The sequence below is a fragment of the Corynebacterium pseudotuberculosis genome, from assembly GCF_002155265.1.
Lineage (GTDB): Bacteria > Actinomycetota > Actinomycetes > Mycobacteriales > Mycobacteriaceae > Corynebacterium > Corynebacterium pseudotuberculosis.
Genome location: NZ_CP021251.1, coordinates 536,700 through 555,853 on the forward strand (window position 1 = coordinate 536,700; position 19,154 = coordinate 555,853).

The 19,154-nt window shown below is 52.9% G+C and carries 22 protein-coding genes; 13 read left to right on the forward strand and 9 right to left on the reverse strand.

Annotation, left to right across the window (positions count from 1 at the left end):
• Positions 1-13: 13 nt before the first annotated feature.
• The 3 genes from CpATCC19410_RS02640 to secA all read left to right on the forward strand — a co-directional run bounded on the left by CpATCC19410_RS02640 (position 14) and on the right by secA (position 4,120).
• A complete protein-coding gene (locus CpATCC19410_RS02640) occupies positions 14-622 on the forward strand; it encodes a ComF family protein (RefSeq protein ID WP_014300518.1) in 609 nt (202 codons plus the stop codon).
• Between the two features lie 137 nt (positions 623-759).
• Positions 760-1,422 carry a ribosome hibernation-promoting factor, HPF/YfiA family gene (hpf, locus tag CpATCC19410_RS02645; protein WP_013241378.1) on the forward strand — a complete coding sequence of 221 codons (663 nt, stop codon included), beginning with the start codon at positions 760-762 and terminating at the stop codon, positions 1,420-1,422.
• 154 nt (positions 1,423-1,576) lie between these two features.
• Entirely contained in the window at positions 1,577-4,120 is a 2,544-nt protein-coding gene (gene secA, locus CpATCC19410_RS02650; protein ID WP_014401034.1) for a preprotein translocase subunit SecA, read from the forward strand.
• Between the two features lie 12 nt (positions 4,121-4,132).
• Here secA and CpATCC19410_RS02655 read toward each other — a convergent pair whose 3' ends face one another.
• On the reverse strand, positions 4,133-4,564 hold the full coding sequence (locus tag CpATCC19410_RS02655; RefSeq protein ID WP_014300520.1) for a hypothetical protein: 432 nt from the start codon (positions 4,562-4,564) through the stop codon (positions 4,133-4,135).
• 156 nt (positions 4,565-4,720) lie between these two features.
• Here CpATCC19410_RS02655 and CpATCC19410_RS02660 point away from each other — a divergent pair, with 156 nt between their 5' ends.
• From CpATCC19410_RS02660 to CpATCC19410_RS02675, 4 genes are all read left to right on the forward strand, one after another.
• Positions 4,721-5,131: an HAD-IA family hydrolase gene (locus CpATCC19410_RS02660; RefSeq protein ID WP_013241381.1), complete on the forward strand. Its 411-nt coding sequence runs from the start codon at positions 4,721-4,723 to the stop codon at positions 5,129-5,131.
• Positions 5,131-5,637: a DUF6912 family protein gene (locus CpATCC19410_RS02665; RefSeq protein ID WP_013241382.1), complete on the forward strand. Its 507-nt coding sequence runs from the start codon at positions 5,131-5,133 to the stop codon at positions 5,635-5,637. Before CpATCC19410_RS02660 ends, CpATCC19410_RS02665 begins: the two co-directional genes overlap by 1 nt.
• A 188-nt stretch (positions 5,638-5,825) precedes the next feature.
• On the forward strand, positions 5,826-6,884 hold the full coding sequence (locus CpATCC19410_RS02670; protein ID WP_013241383.1) for a ferredoxin reductase: 1,059 nt from the start codon (positions 5,826-5,828) through the stop codon (positions 6,882-6,884).
• A 16-nt stretch (positions 6,885-6,900) separates the two neighbouring features.
• Positions 6,901-8,175, forward strand: a complete 1,275-nt coding sequence (locus CpATCC19410_RS02675) for a fatty acid desaturase family protein (RefSeq protein ID WP_013241384.1) — start codon at positions 6,901-6,903, stop codon at positions 8,173-8,175.
• A gap of 10 nt (positions 8,176-8,185) precedes the next feature.
• Here the strand turns inward: CpATCC19410_RS02675 and rsgA are convergent, their stop codons facing one another.
• The gene (rsgA, locus tag CpATCC19410_RS02680; protein WP_013241385.1) at positions 8,186-9,202 is read right to left on the reverse strand and encodes a ribosome small subunit-dependent GTPase A; all 1,017 of its coding nucleotides are present in this window, start codon (positions 9,200-9,202) and stop codon (positions 8,186-8,188) included.
• Complete coding sequence (gene aroA, locus CpATCC19410_RS02685; RefSeq protein WP_014300522.1) at positions 9,202-10,476, reverse strand: 3-phosphoshikimate 1-carboxyvinyltransferase; 1,275 nt, start codon at positions 10,474-10,476, stop codon at positions 9,202-9,204. Before aroA ends, rsgA begins: the two co-directional genes overlap by 1 nt.
• A 20-nt stretch (positions 10,477-10,496) precedes the next feature.
• Here aroA and CpATCC19410_RS02690 point away from each other — a divergent pair, with 20 nt between their 5' ends.
• Positions 10,497-11,165 carry an SOS response-associated peptidase gene (locus CpATCC19410_RS02690; RefSeq protein WP_014401035.1) on the forward strand — a complete coding sequence of 223 codons (669 nt, stop codon included), beginning with the start codon at positions 10,497-10,499 and terminating at the stop codon, positions 11,163-11,165.
• Here CpATCC19410_RS02690 and ybaK read toward each other — a convergent pair.
• Positions 11,124-11,627 (reverse strand): Cys-tRNA(Pro) deacylase, encoded by a 504-nt coding sequence (ybaK, locus tag CpATCC19410_RS02695; protein ID WP_014300523.1) that lies wholly within the window; start codon positions 11,625-11,627, stop codon positions 11,124-11,126. The genes CpATCC19410_RS02690 and ybaK overlap by 42 nt on opposite strands.
• A gap of 47 nt (positions 11,628-11,674) precedes the next feature.
• Between ybaK and CpATCC19410_RS02700 the strand changes: the two genes are divergently transcribed.
• Both CpATCC19410_RS02700 and rsrA read left to right on the forward strand, forming a co-directional pair.
• Entirely contained in the window at positions 11,675-12,346 is a 672-nt protein-coding gene (locus tag CpATCC19410_RS02700; protein WP_013241389.1) for a sigma-70 family RNA polymerase sigma factor, read from the forward strand.
• A complete protein-coding gene (gene rsrA / locus CpATCC19410_RS02705) occupies positions 12,346-12,627 on the forward strand; it encodes a mycothiol system anti-sigma-R factor (protein WP_013241390.1) in 282 nt (93 codons plus the stop codon). Before CpATCC19410_RS02700 ends, rsrA begins: the two co-directional genes overlap by 1 nt.
• A gap of 83 nt (positions 12,628-12,710) precedes the next feature.
• On the opposite strand, the gene CpATCC19410_RS11105 is transcribed toward rsrA, so the two are convergent.
• Together CpATCC19410_RS11105 and CpATCC19410_RS02710 are read right to left on the reverse strand one after the other, a co-directional pair.
• Complete coding sequence (locus CpATCC19410_RS11105) at positions 12,711-12,785, reverse strand: 50S ribosomal protein bL37 (protein ID WP_014300525.1); 75 nt, start codon at positions 12,783-12,785, stop codon at positions 12,711-12,713.
• Positions 12,786-12,865: 80 nt separating this feature from the next.
• Entirely contained in the window at positions 12,866-13,126 is a 261-nt protein-coding gene (locus CpATCC19410_RS02710; protein WP_013241391.1) for a WhiB family transcriptional regulator, read from the reverse strand.
• A 614-nt stretch (positions 13,127-13,740) separates the two neighbouring features.
• Here CpATCC19410_RS02710 and CpATCC19410_RS02715 point away from each other — a divergent pair.
• Positions 13,741-14,163 carry a hypothetical protein gene (locus CpATCC19410_RS02715; protein WP_013241392.1) on the forward strand — a complete coding sequence of 141 codons (423 nt, stop codon included), beginning with the start codon at positions 13,741-13,743 and terminating at the stop codon, positions 14,161-14,163.
• Between the two features lie 66 nt (positions 14,164-14,229).
• Here the strand turns inward: CpATCC19410_RS02715 and CpATCC19410_RS02720 are convergent, their stop codons facing one another.
• The 3 genes from CpATCC19410_RS02720 to CpATCC19410_RS02730 form a co-directional block, all read right to left on the reverse strand.
• Positions 14,230-15,087 (reverse strand): GDSL-type esterase/lipase family protein, encoded by an 858-nt coding sequence (locus CpATCC19410_RS02720; protein ID WP_013241393.1) that lies wholly within the window; start codon positions 15,085-15,087, stop codon positions 14,230-14,232.
• A gap of 104 nt (positions 15,088-15,191) precedes the next feature.
• Positions 15,192-16,397, reverse strand: coding sequence for an Rv3212 family protein (locus CpATCC19410_RS02725; protein ID WP_013241394.1), 1,206 nt, complete (start codon positions 16,395-16,397; stop codon positions 15,192-15,194).
• Entirely contained in the window at positions 16,394-17,719 is a 1,326-nt protein-coding gene (locus CpATCC19410_RS02730; protein ID WP_014522690.1) for a DEAD/DEAH box helicase, read from the reverse strand. The genes CpATCC19410_RS02725 and CpATCC19410_RS02730 overlap by 4 nt, the downstream gene beginning before the upstream one ends.
• 282 nt (positions 17,720-18,001) lie before the next feature.
• Between CpATCC19410_RS02730 and CpATCC19410_RS02735 the strand changes: the two genes are divergently transcribed.
• Positions 18,002-18,229: a DUF3107 domain-containing protein gene (locus CpATCC19410_RS02735; RefSeq protein ID WP_013241396.1), complete on the forward strand. Its 228-nt coding sequence runs from the start codon at positions 18,002-18,004 to the stop codon at positions 18,227-18,229.
• 2 nt (positions 18,230-18,231) lie between these two features.
• Positions 18,232-19,122, forward strand: coding sequence for a DUF3152 domain-containing protein (locus CpATCC19410_RS02740; RefSeq protein WP_013241397.1), 891 nt, complete (start codon positions 18,232-18,234; stop codon positions 19,120-19,122).
• Positions 19,123-19,154: the final 32 nt, after the last annotated feature.

The following is a 19,154-nucleotide window of genomic DNA, read 5'->3' on the forward strand; positions in this document are numbered from 1 at the left end:
TAAGTCAGGGGGGATGATGTGGGAATTTCTTTTTCCACAGGCTTGCATGGGGTGCGGAAAACCTGGGCTCCGGATGTGCGAGGAGTGCAAAGAAGAGTGGTCGCGTGCTCCGCAGCGGGTGACTACTCTCACCGATCCGCACGTGCCTGTGTGGTCTTTAGGCGAGTTTGGCGGGGTGCGGCGAAGAACGATCATCAATTTCAAAGAGCGCGGACGTACAGATGCGGTGCGTTATCTCGGACCGGTGGTGGCCGCAGCAGTTGAGCATCTTGCGGCTTTAGGCGAAGTGGAAGAGGACATTGTGCTGCTTCCTGCGCCAACTCGTATGCGGGCTGCGCAACAACGCGGTGGTGACCCGGTTGAATTAATGTGCCGGGCTAGTGGCCTGCGCACGGAGCGGGTTTTATGGCATAGACCGTCTGTGGCGGATTCTGTGGGATTAGATGTTTCTCAGCGTAGGAGCAATCTTTCTGGAAACGTTTTTCTGACCGGGGTCCCCTCGTGTGCGGTGCTTATTGTTGACGATGTGATCACAACGGGCGCTACCCTTGCAGAGTCTGTAGCGGTTTTGACCAGCGCAAATGTAAAAATTAGGGGAGCCTTGGGACTTTCGAATGTGTAGTAGGACAAAACCGGTGGCAAAATGGTTATGACCAGATGTACTCTGGTTCTTGGAAGTTGAAACCCGCCGATATAAGGGAAAGCTGAGTAATCCCACTCATCAAGAACCGGGCGGCTGATACAGGAAGGTACGTGATTATGACCACGCCTACTGGAAACAACGAGACTCTGAGCCCTGACGTCCAGGTTTCGATCACTGGCCGCAATGTTGAAGTTCCGGAGCACTTTGCGGAACGCGTTAATACTAAGCTCGCTAAAATAGCTCGTCTTGATCCAACACTCACCTTCTTCCACGTCGAACTGCAGCACGAGCCTAATCCGCGTCGTGCTGAGCAGTCTGATCGTATCCAGATCACGGCTACCGGCAAGGGACATATTGCTCGGGCTGAGGCTAAAGAAGATAGCTTTTATGCAGCTCTGGAGACGGCGCTGGCTCGGATGGAGCGTTCCCTGCGTAAGGTGAAGGCCCGTCGTTCCATCTCCCTATCCGGACACCGTGCTCCTAAGGGGGCTGGCGAGACCGCTGCTGAATTGGTGCATGAAGCAGAAACGGCTCGCGCTGATTCTCAGTACGATCACGATCCTTATGCGGACTCCGTAGAGGAAGTGCTGCCAGGCCGGGTCGTTCGTCACAAGGAACACCCATCCACCCCGATGAGTGTCGACGATGCCCTTTCTGAGATGGAACTTGTGGGACATGATTTCTACATGTTTGTTAATGAAGAGACAGGGCGTCCGTCGGTTGTGTATCGTCGCCACGCTTTTGATTATGGTCTTATCTCCTTGGCAAAAGAGGACTAAACCTTAACTTTTTCTGTGGAAACGAGATGACCTAGAACCCGGATTCCTCCAATAAAGGTGATCCGGGTTCTTTAATTTGTTTCGCCTGTGATTACAATGGCGAAGTTAAAGCTATAAACCACATACTTAAAACATTTCTAAGGACTTAGTGCACGTGTTTGGACTTTCCAAGATGCTCCGCGTTGGCGAGGGGCGCGCTGTTAAGCGGCTGAAGAAAATCGCTGAAGATGTTATCGATCTCGAGCCTCAGTTTTCTGAGCTCTCCGACGACGAGCTCAAGGCAAAGACTAAAGAATTCCAGGATCGAATCGCTGCGGGAGAAACCGTTGATGACCTCCTGCTAGAGGCGTTTGCCGTTGCGAGAGAAGCGTCGTGGCGTGTTCTTGGACAGAAGCACTATTTAGTTCAGGTTATGGGTGGCGCGGCATTGCACTTTGGCAACGTTGCTGAGATGCGTACCGGTGAGGGCAAGACTCTTACATGTGTGCTCCCTGCGTATCTGAATGCTTTGGAAGGCAAGGGCGTTCACGTTGTTACGGTGAACGATTACTTGGCCAAGCGCGACGCCGAGTGGATGGGGCGTGTGCATAGGTGGCTGGGCCTTGAAGTCGGCGTCATTCTGGCCAATATGCAGCCTACTGAGCGTCGTGCGGCTTATAACGCAGATATTACGTACGGCACAAACAATGAGCTGGGTTTTGATTATCTTCGCGATAATATGGTGCGCTCGCTCGATGAACTGGTGCAACGTGGACACCATTACGCGATCGTGGACGAGGTCGACTCCATCCTTATTGATGAAGCCCGTACCCCCCTTATTATTTCCGGTCCGGTCGATGGCTCTTCGCAGTGGTACAGCGTCTTTGCCCAGATCACTCCGCGACTGACTCGTGACATTCACTTTGAGGTGGATGAGCGCAAGCGCACCGTGGGCATCAAAGAAGAAGGCGTGGCGTATGTCGAGGACCAGCTGGGAATCGAGAACCTTTACGCGCCTGAGCACTCACAGCTGGTGAGCTACCTCAACAACGCTATTAAGGCGCAGGAACTGTTTACTCGCGATAAGGACTATATTGTTCGCAATGGCGAGGTTCTTATCGTGGATGACTTCACCGGTCGTGTCTTGGACGGGCGTCGGTATAACGAGGGCATGCACCAGGCCATTGAGGCCAAAGAAAATGTGGAGATCAAAAACGAGAACCAAACCCTCGCTACGATCACTTTGCAGAACTACTTCCGCCTATATGACAAGCTCGCGGGAATGACGGGTACTGCGGAGACGGAAGCCTCTGAGCTGCACCAGATTTATAAGCTCGATGTTATTCCGATTCCAACCAACCGCGATAATCAGCGTGAAGACATGACAGACCTGGTTTATAAGACCCAGGAAGCCAAGTTTGCTGCCGTTGTGGACGACATCGCAGAACGAGTGGCTAAGGGACAACCAGTGCTTGTGGGTACCACGTCCGTGGAGCGCTCTGAGTATCTTTCCCGGCTGTTGCAACGCCGTGGCGTGAAGCATAGCGTGCTTAACGCTAAGTTCCACGAGCAGGAGGCTCAGATCGTGGCACAAGCCGGACTCCCCGGCGCTGTTACGGTGGCTACCAACATGGCCGGACGTGGAACGGACATCGTGCTGGGCGGCAACCCAGATATCATCGCAGATATCAACTTGCGTGAGCGCGGACTCGATCCCGTGGAGACTCCAGAAGAGTACGAGGCCGCATGGGATGAAGAGCTAGCTAAGGTGAAAAACCGCGGTGAGCGATTGGCCGAAGAAGTTCGGAAAGCCGGTGGCCTCTATGTCCTAGGGACAGAGCGCCATGAGTCTCGGCGTATCGATAACCAGCTGCGTGGACGTGCGGGCCGTCAGGGCGACCCCGGTACCACCCGTTTTTATCTGTCAATGCGCGATGAGCTGATGGTTCGGTTTGTTGGGCAGTCGATGGAAAACATGATGAATCGTCTCAACGTCCCAGATGACGTGCCTATTGAGGCCAAAATGGTTACCAACTCCATCAAGGGTGCTCAGGCATCCGTGGAGAATCAGAACTTTGAGATGCGCAAGAACGTCTTAAAGTATGACGAGGTCATGAATGAGCAGCGCAAGGTCATCTATAGCGAGCGTCGTGAGATTCTTGAGTCTGCAGACATCGCTGAAAATATCCAAAAGATGATCGACGACACCATTGGGGCCTACGTTGATGGCGCAACCGCCAATGGCTACGTTGAAGACTGGGATCTTGACGCTCTATGGAACGCACTTGAGTCCCTTTATGGCCCTTCCATGCAGGCACAGGAGCTTATCGACGGCACCGAGTACGGCTCGGCAGGCGAGCTATCTGAGTCAGACTTGCGTGCTGCGGTTCTTGAAGACGCACACAAGCAGTACGCCGAGCTGGAGGAGAACGTTTCTGCTATCGGTGGAGAGGCACAGATGCGCAATATCGAGCGCATGGTGATTCTTCCCGTTATTGATCAGAAGTGGCGCGAGCACCTTTATGAGATGGACTATCTCAAAGAAGGCATCGGCTTGCGCGCTATGGCGCAGCGTGATCCCTTGGTGGAATACCAAAAAGAGGGCGGCGATATGTTCAACGCCATGAAAGATGGAATCAAGGAAGAGACTGTGCGCCAGCTCTTCCTGCTACGTAAACAGTTCCAGGCCCCAGCGGTGGACGAAACCGTAGAGGCTTAATAAAAACCCGCTCTAGATAACCCGCAGGCTTCGCATTCGCAGTCTGCGGGTTGTTTCGTCGAGAGGCAAAAACTGGGCGAGGTAGCCGATGTGCTTGTTGTTGATGTTGGCGGAGCCGAGGGCGTCGATAAGCTGTCCGCGTGGGCGCAGGTGTAGCGCTTCCATGACGATGCGCCCGCGTACAGCTGGCATTGAACGACGTCGGGCGGCAATGAGCCGGTGTACTTGATCGCCGAATTGCTCGTGGCACAGCGGGGTGATGGAACGGATACCAAAAGCCGCATTCAATGCCATAAAAACCAGTGATTTGGATTCTTTGTACACGTAATCTGGCAATTGTAGGCGCTTAAAATCTGTGGGCGCATAAGAAGAACTGCTGGATTGTGGTGTTGCATCGGCTGTGAATGTTTTGAGATAACTGAGTCCAGGAATCGGAACAAGCATGTAGATTTTCCTTAAGAGAACACGATTCCAAGGCAGGCTCTGTGTGTTTTGCAGCCAAAAAATACGCGTGGGCGTGCGTTTCCTCTGACTAATGTGAAACAATAACCAAGGTCAATTCTTTTTTCCAGAAATAATTACGTGAGGTGTAGGCAAGCTGTGCGCGGCTTAATCGTCGATTATGTAGGTGTCCTTGATGGGCCGGTAGAAGACCAGCGACGCTGGCGCAATCTCTTGTCCGCTGCGCGGGCTAATGGGATTGGTACTGCGGTGCTGTCAAATGACCCCGGCGGCCCCGGCGCGGACCCTATTCGTGTGCTTCAGACGCAAGGAATCGTCGATGCGGTCATCCTCAGTGGTGAGATCGGAGCGGAGAAACCCGAAGAGGCTGCTTTCCAAGCCGCTGCTGATGCAATTGGCTTGCCCATGCGCGACTGCGTGATGGTTGATGACTCGATCCTTAACGTTCGTGCAGCAGTAGAATGCGGTCTTGTTGGAGTTTTCTATCAGCAATTTGATCGCACCGTCGTTGAGCTTTCGGGGCTGTTTGGTCTAAGCGGTGACTTCTGATGCGCGTCTATGTCCCTGCAACTTTTTCCCTGCTCAAAGAGTTGAGTGAGCAAGGGGAAATCTCTGCGCGCTCGGGCTATGGATTTGCGGTGACTCCTGCGCTTCGGGAATTTTATACGTCGGGCGATGAAGACGAGATAGCGCATTCGGCATTTGAGGATGCCGCTTTGGCTTCCATTAGGCTGCTTGCGGTCGGAGATGAAGAAAAATTCCCGTACCGTAGGGTCGTGATTTCTGCGGATATCGCGGATGAAAGCGTCTCTCTAGAGCCGGAACTAGGGGAGTCTGTGGTCAAACTGTCTCCGTCTTCTGTGTCTTTGGATTCGGTTGCCGCGATTCACGTAGACGTTCAGTCGTCTGAAGATGCTACTGCTAAGGCCATCGAGGCTATTGATGAGGCAGATTTAGGCGTAGAGGATGCTGAGTTGATTGTGGGGGACGCACTGGATAATTTCCTTGCGTGGTATGACCCCAGCGAGTTGGGTGCGCTGGTTGAGTTGCTCTAACTTCTGAGAAAACCGCATTGTATCGAAGGATATAGCGGGTTTTTAGTTTTAAACCGTTGTGTCGGTCCCTAAAGGGGCTGTGCGCAACGGTTTTCTTTTGTGCCGCTTTGTCTAGTGGACAATAAACCTACGGATGCGTAAGCTACTGCAAAGTAACTTTTATTAGGGAAACAATACGAGGTTTATCCATGGCACGTGACCGCTTAGCGTCTCTTCGGGGAGTGCTCAAAAGATTCACCACACCGCTTTTGCCAGATGATTACTCTGTCCTGGTCAACCCCCTATGGAGTACTAGAGAACTACGTGGGCAAATCCAGGAAGTACACCGTGATCGGGATGTTGTTCATCTCTCCATCGTTCCGGGGTGGGGAGTGGAAACAGATTTTCACGCAGGGCAATACATTGGGATCGGGGTAGAAATTGATGGGCGCTTTGTGTGGCGTAGCTACTCTTTGACCAATGCTCCGGACCCTCATGCGCGCACATTGAAAATCACCGTTCGAGCGGTGGAAAAAGGAAAGCTTTCTAATCACCTGGTGGGGTCTGTCCGCCCCGGCACCACGATTCGTCTGCTTGCTCCAGCCGGAGACTTCCATCTGAGTGAACCGGTTCCTAGCAAGCTTGCGTTCTTAGCAGCCGGGACCGGAATTACCCCGATTATTTCTATGCTGCGCACCATGGCTGAGCGCAAACAGCTAGAGCGTTGCCATGCGGTCTTAGTCTATTGCGTTCATGATTCCACTCAGCTTCTTTTTGATCAGGAACTCACGCGGCTGGAGCAAGAAAATCCACAGCTTGAGGTAATCCGCCGCATTACGGCCCGCGAGGGACGCCTCACCCCGCAGGATTATGAGCAGGTAGTACCGGACATTACATCACGAGCGATTTTTGCTTGTGGGCCCTCTCGCATGCTTGATCAAGCCCACGCGTGGGCGGAAGAACGCGGCATAACCATCACCTCAGAGAGGTTTACCATCGACCGCGCCAGCGACGCGCAGGGCGGGATGATTACGTTTGGGGACCGGGGGAATATTCAGGCAGATGGTGCGACAACCCTTTTGGAAGCTGGCGAAAAATCGGGGGTTAATCTTCCCTTCGGCTGCCGCATGGGAGTGTGCCATACCTGCGTTAGGCCATTGCTTGAGGGACATGCTCAGAATTTAGTCACAGGGGAAACTCACGAGCCAGGAAGCCGCGTACGAACATGCGTATGCGTGGCAGCTGGCGATCTCACCATAGGCGTATAAAAGGAGACTTTGAACAATGGCGATTGATAATATTCAGGCGTACTCGCACCTCAGCGATGAAGACATAGCGGAAATTGGAAAGCGTCTCGACGCAATCAAGCTAGAAGTAACTGAGTCCTTAGGAGAGCGCGATGTGGCCTACATTAGAAGGCTTATCCGGGCCCAGCGTGCCCTGGAAGTCGCCGGGCGCATAAGCCTTATCTTTGCCGGCAATAAGAAGTGTTGGTGGGCAGGTACGGCTTTTCTGAGCATCGCAAAGATTTTGGAGAACTTGGAAATCGGACACAATGTTTTGCATGGTCAGTGGGACTGGATGAATGATCCAGAGATACACTCTACGACCTGGGAATGGGACATTGTATGCCCATCTTCGCAGTGGATGCATTCTCACAATTACGTGCACCATACATATACCAACGTATTGGGGATGGACCATGACGTGGGATACGGGGTCCTTCGAGTTACTCGCGACAGAAAATGGACACCGCTGCACGCATTTCAGCCGGTGATTAACCCCGTGCTTGCCACGATGTTCCAGTGGGCTGTGGGATATTACGATGTTGAGCTTGGAAAATTCTTTTCCCAACGGACTACGTGGGAAGGCACCAAAGAAAAATTTTGGGAGACCACCTCTAAAGCCGTCCGGCAAGTATCGCGAGACTACATCCTTTACCCTGCACTGGCAGGCCGCAATTACCCACGCGCCGTGGCTGCAAATGCATTGGCCAATTTCACCAGGTCAGTGTGGGCCTACGCCGTTATTTTCTGTGGTCATTTTCCTGATGAGACTGAAACGTTTACTAAAGAGCAATTCAAAAATGAAGACCGCAATCAGTGGTACTTACGGCAGATGTTAGGGTCTGCTAATTTCCATGGTGGAAAGCTCTTGACCCTTATGTCGGGCAACCTGAACTACCAGATTGAACACCACCTTTTCCCTGATATGCCATCGAATCGGCTTGCGGAAGTTGGGAAGAAAGTTCGTGCGCTTTGCGCAGAATACGATCTTCCTTACAACATTGACTCTTTCCCCGTGCAATTGTTTAAGGTACAAAAGACGTTGCTCAAGCTGGCCCTGCCTAACAAGTATCTGGTGGCTAGCCCCGATAACGCCCCGGAAGTGAGGTCCAACAGGGCCTTTACGGAAAACCCTAGTATTGAGAGACAGCTAGGCGTGGATAGCTCAGGCAAGCGCGTGGGGTTGAAGACCGGCTTGCGGCTGCTCAAACAGGTTCGCCCCGGTATCCGTGATGTTATACGGGCCTACTCCGGCCGTTCCACAAGAAAGTAAAAAGAAACTTCTAATCCCATTCGGTATTGGTGCGCAGCGAGGCCAATAATTTGCGCACCGCGATCACTCGGCGACCCGTGGGGGAATCTGCGTCAAACTGATCTAGCGCGCACTCAGGGTCCGCCGGGGGGCCGGCATGAGTGCATCCGCGCGGGCAGTTTTCCGTGGCGGCAGAAAGATCCTCAAAAACGCCGACGACTGCATCTGCGTCGACATGCGCGAGGCCGAAGGATCGAATCCCCGGTGTGTCCACGATCCAGCCACCGCCGGGGAGACGTAAAGCTACTGCTTGGGTTGAGGTGTGACGGCCCTTGCCCACTCCGGACACGGTCCCTGTTTCACGGAAGGCATCGGGAACAAGCCTGTTTACCAGTGTAGATTTGCCTACACCAGAATGTCCGATGGTCGCAGTAACAGAATTTGTAACAAGCTCTTGAACTGGAGCGATCGGGTCATCAATGCCGCAGACAACTACCGGAACGTTTAAGGAACTGAACTCTTCTGCAAATTGGGTAGGGTCTGCAAGATCAGACTTGGTCAAACAGAGAATCGGCTGAAGATTGCCCACAAAAGCAGCCACGAGCGCCCGCTCGACAAAACCTGCACGAGGTGGGGGATCGGCGACAGCACAGACTATGAGCAAGCGGTGCGCATTAGCCACGACGATTCTCTCATAAGGATCTGTATCGTCTGCTGTCCGTCGTAGTACACTTGTGCGTTCTTCCAACTTAACAATCCGCGCGAGTGATCCTGGACGACCAGAGGTATCGCCTACTACGCCTACGCGATCACCAACCTCCACAGCAGTGCGTCCCATTTCCCGAGCACGCATACAGACAATGGGGTCTGCCGCTGGATCTGCAGAATCCAACACCACGCCCCATCTGCCACGGTCTTTTGTTACTACCATCCCGAAAAGAGCATCATCGTGTCTCGGGCGATCCTTGGTACGGGGACGGGAACCTTTACTTGGTCTGACTCGTACGTCGGACTCATCCCAGCGATGTGCTGAAGATCTTCGTGCCATTAGTCGCTCACCATCGCAGACCATATGTTTTCAAAATCTGGCAGCGTCTTTGCCGTTGTCGCGATGTTTTCTACGCGTATTCCTGGCACCACGAGTCCGACGATGGCCCCTGCTGTGGCCATGCGGTGATCCGCATAGGAGTGCCAAGTTCCCGCTCGGAGGGGGCGGGGAGTGATGCGGAGGCCGTCGGCAAGCTCCTCACAATGCCCGCCGATACGGTTGATTTCATCCGATAGCGCTTTAAGCCGGTCGGTTTCATGCCCCCGAAGGTGTGCGATGCCGCTGAGCTCAGAAGGGGTTGCAGCTAGTGCAGCGAGAGCCGCAACCGTGGGGGTGAGTTCGCCGATGTCTGACATATCCAGGCAGATCCCGTTAAGTCCGTCAGAGGGGCCCGTGACCTGGAGTGCGTTTGATCCGTTATAGGTGATAAAAGAGACGTCACAGCCCATGCTGCTAAGAATTGAGCGAATCGAGTCCCCAGCCTGTGTAGTGCGCTGAGGCCACCCGGGGATGGTGACGGTACCACCCGTGACCGCTGCCGCGGCGAGGAACGGAGTGGCGTTGGAAAGATCTGGCTCGATCTCCCAAGTACGGCCAGAAATACCCCCTGGATGAACTGTCCATTGATTTTCCGAGGAGTCGTCTACCTGCACGCCTGCGCTTCTGAGCATGTCCACGGTCATCTCAATGTGCGGGATGCTCGGAAGCTTTCCTCCGATGTGTCGGACAGTGAGACCATCACGGTAACAAGGCGCTGCAAGAAGGAGCCCTGAGACAAACTGGGAAGAACTAGAGGCGTCTATATCGATGGAACCACCATGAGGAGTCTCAGAGGAAGAGATGCTAAAAGGTAGCGCATCTCCATGAACCTGGACACCGATTCCGCGCAGTGCATCCAATATCTGGTTCATGGGGCGTGTGCGTGCCTGGGGGTCACCATCAAACTCTGTGGTTCCCTGAGCAAGTGCAGCCACGGGGGGAACAAAGCGCATGACTGTCCCGGCGAGCCCGCAGTCGACTGTGCCACCATGAAGGGGGACTGGGTTAACAACCAGTGAGGAAGAGTCGTGGGAGCGCACATCCGTGCCCAAAGCCTGTAGCGCACGGGTCATTAAATCGGTATCTCTGCTGTGTAATGCGCCTTTTATGTGCGAGGGGGAATCCGCGAGGGCCGACAGTACGAGGGCACGGTTGGTCATCGACTTAGAACCTGGGACTGTTACTACTGCCGATACCGGAGCCGTAACAGTCGGAGCATCCCACAAAACACACATTCCACCATCATAAGGCCATAATGAGGTATATGTGCGGTCGATTCGTATTGTGTACCACCGATGAGCAGCTTTTGCAGGTGCCCGGCTTTGCTGCGGTACATGCTCCCATGGGGTTGCCAGCGCCCAGATATAACATTGCACCGACCCAAAAGATTGCGGTCTTAAGGGCCGGTAGCACGCCTCATGAGGCCGTGATAGAGCCGGCAAGATGGGGGCTTTTACCCAGCTGGAAACAGGATGATTCCGGGCCGCCCCTTTTTAATGCACGCGCAGAAACCGTGACAGAAAAACCGAGTTTTCGTGCCGCCTTTGCTTCTCGACGCTGCCTCATACCTTTGGACGGCTATTACGAGTGGCATAATAAACAGCCTTATTGGATCACAACCGGATCGGTAGTCTGGGTAGCTGGTCTTTGGGACTCCGGGGCGCAACAGTTATCGGCCACGATGATTACTACGGATTCGCGTCCGCCGTTAGACCGAGTGCATCATCGCATGCCACGCTTTCTATCGGAAGATGAGTTCACGATGTGGCTACAGGGAAGTCCAGATCAAGCAGCCAGCCTGTTGATTCCGGGCGACGCCAGCGCTTTTTCCCTTACCCCCGCGGATAAGGCGGTGGGGAACATTCGAAACGATTACCCGGAGCTAATCGGCTTGAACGTCGACAAGCTTCCCATCGACGAGTGACGCAAGCGATTCCGCGCTGAGTTCTACGTCTAAGCCGCGTCGTCCCGCGGAAACAAAGATCGTGTCAAAAAGAATCGCGGTTTCATCAATAACGGTGGGCAGCACAGTTTTTTGTCCGAGGGGCGAGATACCGCCGGGGATGTACCCGGAGGATTTTGAGGCGTCGTGAGGATCGGCCATCGTCGCTTTGGATGCGCCAAGAGCCGCGGCGACCTTTTTTAAACTTAATTGGGAGGTGACAGGCACGCATGCCACCGCTAGTTGGCGCTTGGGTCCTTTCCCAGCAGTGAGATCAACAACTAGGGTTTTAAAGATGCGTTCGGGTTCCACTCCTAGTGCCGCTGCAGCATGATCGCCAAAATGCTCGGTTCCACCTTCAAAACTAGAGACCTTATAGTCCACGTCGGATGAAGCCAGCACCGCCAGCGCGGGTGTTGCTGCCGAATGCTTCTTCTTACTCACGGGGTACCTCCTACTAGACTTGATAGTGTCCAATTCTAAGGAGATCAGTGGCAACGAAAACAACTGAGCTAGGGAAGCGCTTTGAAGCCGAGGCCCTTCCGCTCCTCGATCAGCTCTATGGCGGCGCTCTGCGGATGACACGGAATCCCGCAGATGCCGAAGATTTGGTGCAAGAGACCTACATCAAGGCCTTTCAGGCGTTTGCTTCTTTTAAAGAGGGAACCAACCTCAAGGCATGGCTCTACCGAATCATGACAAACACTTATATCAATTCCTACCGTAAAAAGAAACGTCAGCCGGTGCAATCTTCTGCGGAAGACGTGACTGATTATCAACTCTTAGCTACTGCTTCGCATGACTCCACGGGATTGGAATCCGCTGAGGTGGAGGCACTGAAAAACCTTCCCAACCAGCGCATTGCTCAAGCAATGAATGAATTAAGTGAGGACTATCGGATGGTGGTCTATTACGCGGATGTGGAAGGCCTCGCGTATAAAGAGATCGCCGACATTATGGAGACTCCCCTGGGCACAGTGATGAGCCGATTACACCGGGGAAGAAAACAACTCAGAGAAGCGTTGAAAGACGTGGCACATGACCACGGAATTGGCGTGAGCGAAACCGCGTCGTCTGAGAATGAAGCCTCGGCGGCTTCTCACAGTTCTGAAACCATGGATATAGCCGCTGGGAATCATAAAGTTGGAAAGGCGAAGGCATAATGTCGGAAAAGGGCTCGCTCGATTGCGGCTGTAACTGTGAGGACCTGCATGTACACATGTATGCGCTTTTAGATCGGGAACTTACTGAGGTTGAATGTGCGCGACTCAACGCACATATCGCTCAATGCCCGGAATGCGCGGAAATGATCGCGGCGGAGGAAAGCCTGAGACGTTTGCTAAAGAAGTGCTGTTGCGGGCCGGCTCCTGCGAGTTTGCGGGAAAAGATTTCTTATTCTATTCAGATTGAGCGGACTACTATTATCACTCAACGCGAATTTTAGTTTATTTTTGTGGTCAAACGACCAAGCACAGAGGGTGCTCACCTTAAAGGTGAGCACCCTCGACTAGTAATAGACCGCTTACTTTAAGAGTTGGGTCGTTTACCGTGGTTTGCTTTGTTCTTACGGCGATCCTTGCGCTTACGTCCACGCTTACTCATGTGGTGCTCCTTGGCTAGCTAATTGTGAATAACAAAAGACCACTTTAGTGGGTGGCCGTAGGTCTCGGGAAATCGATGGATTAAAGAGAGATACGAGCACGCCCGCGTCCGCGGTTTTTCCTACGTTTGAGTGCACGACGCTCGTCTTCGCTCATACCGCCCCAAACACCTGCGTCTTGGCCGGTTTCCAGTGCCCATGCGAGGCACTGTGATGTGACGGGACAACGGTTGCACACAACCTTAGCTGCGGCTACCTGAGCTAGCGCTGGGCCAGAATTGCCCACGGGGAAGAAGAGCTCGGGGTCTTCGTCGCGACAAATGGCTTCGTGGCGCCAATCCATGGTGATCTCCTAACGTGCTACAAGTGTAAGAACAACGGGGCGCGCAAAGAAAACCACCATAAACTGGCGGTAAAAATAGGGACACGTCTTTTATGCAAGCCAGGGGGTGCGGCTGCTCAAGTCTTAGCGGGGACGTGTAGTTCCTTCGCGGTAACCCGAAGTATTGGCGAATGCGTTGATCGCTCGCCTGAGGTACCTGCAAATAATGACATGTCCGCTCACGCTTGGCTAGGGTTTAAGGGGTAAATGTGGTTAGTATCACACTGGAATGTTGATTGTGGACGTGTCGTATTTCCGGATTTTTGCAACTGTAGAAGCTTCTTCTGTGTATTCTACCTGCTGTTTTTGTGGGTTTTCTAAAAGTGTATAGGGATGGGCTGCGTCAAATTGGGGTGCTTGACAGATATTGGGTCATGATCAGTTTAATCTGAATGAAGGCTAAGTGCAATGCTTTGCATGGGAATGTTTTCTTTGCGACGGTAGTGGTTTGTTAATTTAGCAAAGTCTTTATTTGCTAAATGCGTAAATTGTTTAATCCCTCATATTGGGCATCAAGGTGAGGAGCGGGCAGAAACTGATGTTTTGGTCACGATGTTGAGCTACACTCAATCGCCGTGAACAAGAACATCCAATTCCCTCCGCGCCCAGTTCTCTATGGTGGTTGGATCGCTGCGATTCAATCTCTTATCGGAATCGCTTATGCGGTCCTTCTTATCGTGAGGGAAGCTGCTGGATATAACGACGCGTCGATTGTCTATGAGTCTGACGGCGCAAATACGTGGGTGGGATACGGGACCGCAGTGTTCTTTATTATCGTTTTTGGCGCTGTCCTAGCTGGGGCGATCATGATGAATCGGGGTAAACGTTGGGGGCGGGGTCCTGTGATTATGCTCCAAATTTTATTGCTGCCGATTGCCTATTACATGTTTAGTGGGGGTGCGTTTGTTTTCTCCGTGATAACAGCTCTGACTGCGATTGCGGCCTTGGCTCTGCTCTTTAGCCCGCGTGCGGTGGATTGGGCTGCCCGTAATTATTAAAAACAAAAATAAGCATGAAGCTGGCAAGTTTTGCTTGCCAGCTTCATGCTTATGTGAGACTTGTTACTACTTTGCCAGGAAGTCGGCCACGTATTTGTGTCCGCGATCGTTGAGATGGAAGGGAAGATTGGTGTGCCCTGCGGTGCCGTCGATAATGCCCGACCACATGCGCTGATTATCGGGGGCGCACATGTGGTTGTTTTTGGTTGCGCCTTTTAGATTCACAAACTCGGCTCCGGAAGCTGCCGCTGCGTCTTGCTCCATCTCTTGAGCGAGCCTTTCAAGATGGGCAACCTCGGGGGCGAAAGTGTAATCATGAAGATTGTTTCCCACATGGAATAGGCAGACGGAGTTGTTCTCGGTGATTCGAGGGTATCCGATGAACTGAATTCGGGCATGGGGGGCTAACTTGCGGATTCTTGCAACCTCACGCGTCATTTTTGCGGCAAAGTCATGACGGATTTGATGGTCGGTGCGGCCGCGTGCGAGCTGCGAATAGGTGTCATTAAAACCTAATGATATGAAGACTCGCTTAGTGTTCCGGTTTAAGGTTCGCTGGGCTGCGGCTTGGTCGATCTGAAGAGATACTGAGCGTCGGCTAGCTGAAAGAAGCGATTTATCGCCAACTCCTACGGCTCCTGCACAAGCGTAATTATCTGCTCGAAGCCCGAGCCGTTGTGCGGCTAGAACTCCAAAATTATGGGGAGAAGTGGGGCACTCTCCTCGCTCGGTAGGAGGCGTGGTGGTGGGGATTTTTAACCACGTGGCAACATAACGGATAAGCTCCGGGTTTGCTACAACGGAGTCCCCAAAAATGACTGCATTGTGGGTTGACGCATGTGCATAGGCTGGAGTTACGGCGGCGGGAAGGGTGGCGATGAACGCAAGGATTGCTGCCCCGGCTTTGAACAGTCTGTGTCTCATTTCACCAGTATACAAAATTTCTATCAGTATTTTTTAGGATAAATTAGATTTTCTGATCATGGGCGCAGTTATCCGTATAAAGCTGTATTTTTACGCAGCGGTGATCAACTCAACGCTAATCCGACGAGATGATCGCCGCGTTTTTCCACTACATGATTGCCCGCAAGTCCGAGAGAAACTAAACCGTTGTATGTGCCTCGATCAACCTCAAGGACGGATTCGGCTACTCCTGTCTCCCAATTAATTACTGCGATTCCGTTGAAAACGGGTACATACAGCTTGTTATTAATAGCCACGCCTGTGCCAAGAACGTTATCGATGATGTGTTCCACATGCAGGGACGAGGGGTTAAACAAGTAAAGACGGTGTCCATCAAACCAAGTAATGTGATGTGGGAGATCCGCCACAGATGGACCATGATCCCACGCAGAAGCATCGGCCAGAGGAACCTGGATAGACGCAGTGAGTTCTCCGTTTGCGTTAAAAGAATCAATGCGAGGGTGTGGAGACTCTACGAAAACGGCGGCGGCTTCTTGGCCTATAGCAACAATGCGCGCGTTTTCACCAGAAATGTGAATATCGCGGGTAATTTCTGGGACGCGTGAATCCTCGGGAACTGTTTTTTGAAGCCGCAACCACCAGGCCTCTTCACATTTTTCGGTAACTCCTAAAAGAGTTTTCCGGGAAAGGGCTGAGGAAATTTCGCAATCCTCATGCGGTTGTTGATTCGCCTCTTGTTTGATCGGGACGTCGCCGTATTCCACGGTACGCACAAGGTCGGAGCGCCATAGTTCTACGCGTTCGGAAGATACGGTGCCAACGGCGTCATTGGAGGAAATAGGTACCACAACATCGCTGGCACTGGCGCTTCTCGTTGCTTTATATGTGCCAGAAGCCGCATCCAGAGACACCACGTCACCGCAGCCTCGTCCGGTGTGAAAAGTCAAAACGACGCTGGACCAGGCTTGGCCTAAAGAACACAACTTCTCCGTGCGCGCATAAGACCATACAGGGGCGCCTGTTGCGGGGTCGATGGCGTTTACGCTGTGCCCGTCATAAGACATGACCAAGCCTGCCGCGATGATGGGTTTTGTGGTCAATTGGTCTGCGGGCGTTTCCCACTGCGGAGTCAGCGAATGCACGGGAACTGGTGGGGTCTCTGAGACGACCAGGGGCTGTGCAGCAGGGGAATACGTGACATTGTTAACCGGAGCGGTGGCCCAGACAATGCTCACCCCGGTGATGCTGATTCCCGCGATAATCGTGGCTGCGATCAGGTCTTTCCGCGTCTTGCGTAAACTTTTAGTCATCGCCGACGGTGCCTTCGGGTTGTTGGTTTGGCATCAGTAGAACGCTGGTTACCTGTGTGCCTGCTCTTTATGGTGCTTCTGCTGCTTCCTGCAACTTTAAGCGGTTGGCCGACTGTCTCCCCGGCAGTCTCGGGGATCGAGAGGGCGTCGAAAAGCTCCGGGGACGTGGAGAACCATTGCGGCGGGGCGGGAGTATCTAGGCCCAATTCATCGCTAATGAGCTTCCACTTAATTAGCTCGTCATACCCCACAAGCGTGATTGCGGTTCCGGTATGGCCAGCGCGGCCTGTCCTGCCAATGCGGTGTACATACGTCATGGGGGCATCGGGAGTCTGGTAATTGATCACGTGGGTGACGTCATCAATGTCAAGACCACGTGCGGCAACGTCAGTGGCAACCAGTATGTCTACCCGGCCATTGCGGAACATGCCCAACGATAATTCGCGTGCCGCCTGACCCAAATCGCCGTGCACCCCCGCCACTCGGAAACCTCTACCGGCAAGATCTTCTGCAAGCTCTGCGGCAGTGCGCTTGGTGCGTGTGAAAATAATGGTTTTTCCGCGTTCTTTTGCCTGAAGCGCACGTGCGGTAATCGCGGTCTTGTCCATCCTATGGGCCTGGAAAACAACCTGCTCGATGCTGGCATGGGTGTGAGAGGCGTTGACTTCCTCCGCCCGGATATGGATTGGGCGAGACATAAAGGTCCTGGCTAGGGTGAGCACCGGGCCCGGCATTGTTGCAGAAAATAAGAGCGTCTGGTGTTGGTGCTTGAGCGCTCCCAGAAGCTTTTCAATATCAGGGAAAAAGCCTAAGTCCAGCATCTCATCGGCCTCATCTAGCACGAGAATGGCCACGTGATCGAGCGTTAGATTGCCCTGCTGGTGTAGATCAATAAGTCGGCCGGGGGTTCCCACAACAACGTCAACGCCAGCAGTGAGAACCTGGATTTGTTCTTCATAAGGCCGCCCACCGTACACCGTAGTCACTCTCACTGGTGTTCGCCGGGCTGCGCGCTCCAAATCTTCGCCCACCTGTTGTGCCAGTTCCCTGGTAGGCACGACGACGAGTGCGCGGGGGGTTCCATCGAGTTCGGCGACGTCTGCGGCGTCAAAGACTCTGTCTAAAAGCGGAACACCAAAACCGAGTGTTTTGCCCATCCCCGTGCGAGCCCGGCCGATGATGTCTCGGCCGTCGAGAGCTATAGGCAGCGTAAGCTCTTGAATCGCAAACGTATGTGTGATTCCTTGTTCAGAAAGCGCGTCGACGATCTCAGCAGCGACACCTAATTCGGCGAACGTGGGTTTATGAGTAGAAACTGACACCCCTCCGATACTAATGGGAATGTAAAGAAAGAAGCCAAGGAGGCCCTAATACTGAAGGAAGTGTGAGGAGAAGAACGTTATGCAAGAGACTTAAAACAGTAGGATGTATCGATTGCCTCCGAATTAAACTTGAAGCAGCGCACAACGGGTATGCTAGGGGAGCTATTTAGGCACCGTTGAGATTTTGGTATTTACTAGTGCAAGGAAAATGAGGGTTCGTGTTCCAAGCACAAGGCCTCACTCAAAACGGCAAACCGCCAGAACAATATTTTAGGAGCGAAGATGGACATTAAAATCGGGTTCTCTGATTCCCCACGCGAGCTTGTGGTCTCTAGCCGCGAGACCCAGGATGAGGTTGTGGCACGAGTATCGGAGGCATTAGCTAATGATTCCGGTCTTTTGACGCTTACGGATGAGAACGGAAACCGGTATCTGGTGCGTAACTCTCAAATTTCCTATGTAGAGGTAGGAAACTCAAACACCCGTACCGTGGGCTTCTCTGGAGCCTAGCGTTGAAGACCCCACACGAGGAAAGCTTTTTTGTCCGATTCGCTCGCGATTACGGGTGGAGAGCATATGCCATTCCCGTACTCGCCGTGATCACCGTGTGGGTGCTTGTCGACGTCTTTGTGGCTCGCCCCAGTGACCAAAAACCAACCGAGAAACCAGTTTCCGAGTCCACCGAACAGGTATCGGAAACACGGCAGCCGCCTCTCAAAGGCCCTAATCCAGCGGATCAAGAACAACCCAAGATCGCTGCAACTGAGTTGCCGCCGGGAGCAGACTTCACGCAAAAAGGTGAGGGTACCTACCGGGTTGTAGGTGCGCCGGGGGCAAAGGCTGGTCAGGGAAAAGAAAAAAAGTTCACCTACGTTATTGAGATTGAAAACGGTATTAAATCTGAGGTCTTTGGGGGCGATGACGCCTTTGCTGCAGTGATTGACGCGACGCTGACTAACCCCAAGAGCTGGGCTCATGATGAAAAGTTTGCGTTTGAGCATATAGCGAATAGCCCGGATGCCGATCCTGATCTCAGGATCCAGCTATCGTCTGTGGACACTACACATGGACTGTGCGGGCATAATATATCTATGGAGACCAGCTGTTTCTATTCCGATGGCAATCGGGTAGTGATTAACGAGTCGCGCTGGATCCGGGGTGCAATCCCATTCCAAGGTGATCTAGGAGCATATCGGCAATATCTGATCAACCATGAAGTGGGGCATGGAATCGGATATGCCTCGCATGAGCCTTGTGGCGGAAACGGCGAATTGGCGCCCATCATGATGCAACAGACATTAAGCTTGTCCAATACCGAGTTATCCAAGATCGATGCTACGGAAGCGTACAAGGACGACGGTGCCGTGTGCGCCGCAAATCCTTGGCCTTATCCCTTTGGTTAGAGCCATCACGATATAACTCACTCATTTAACGC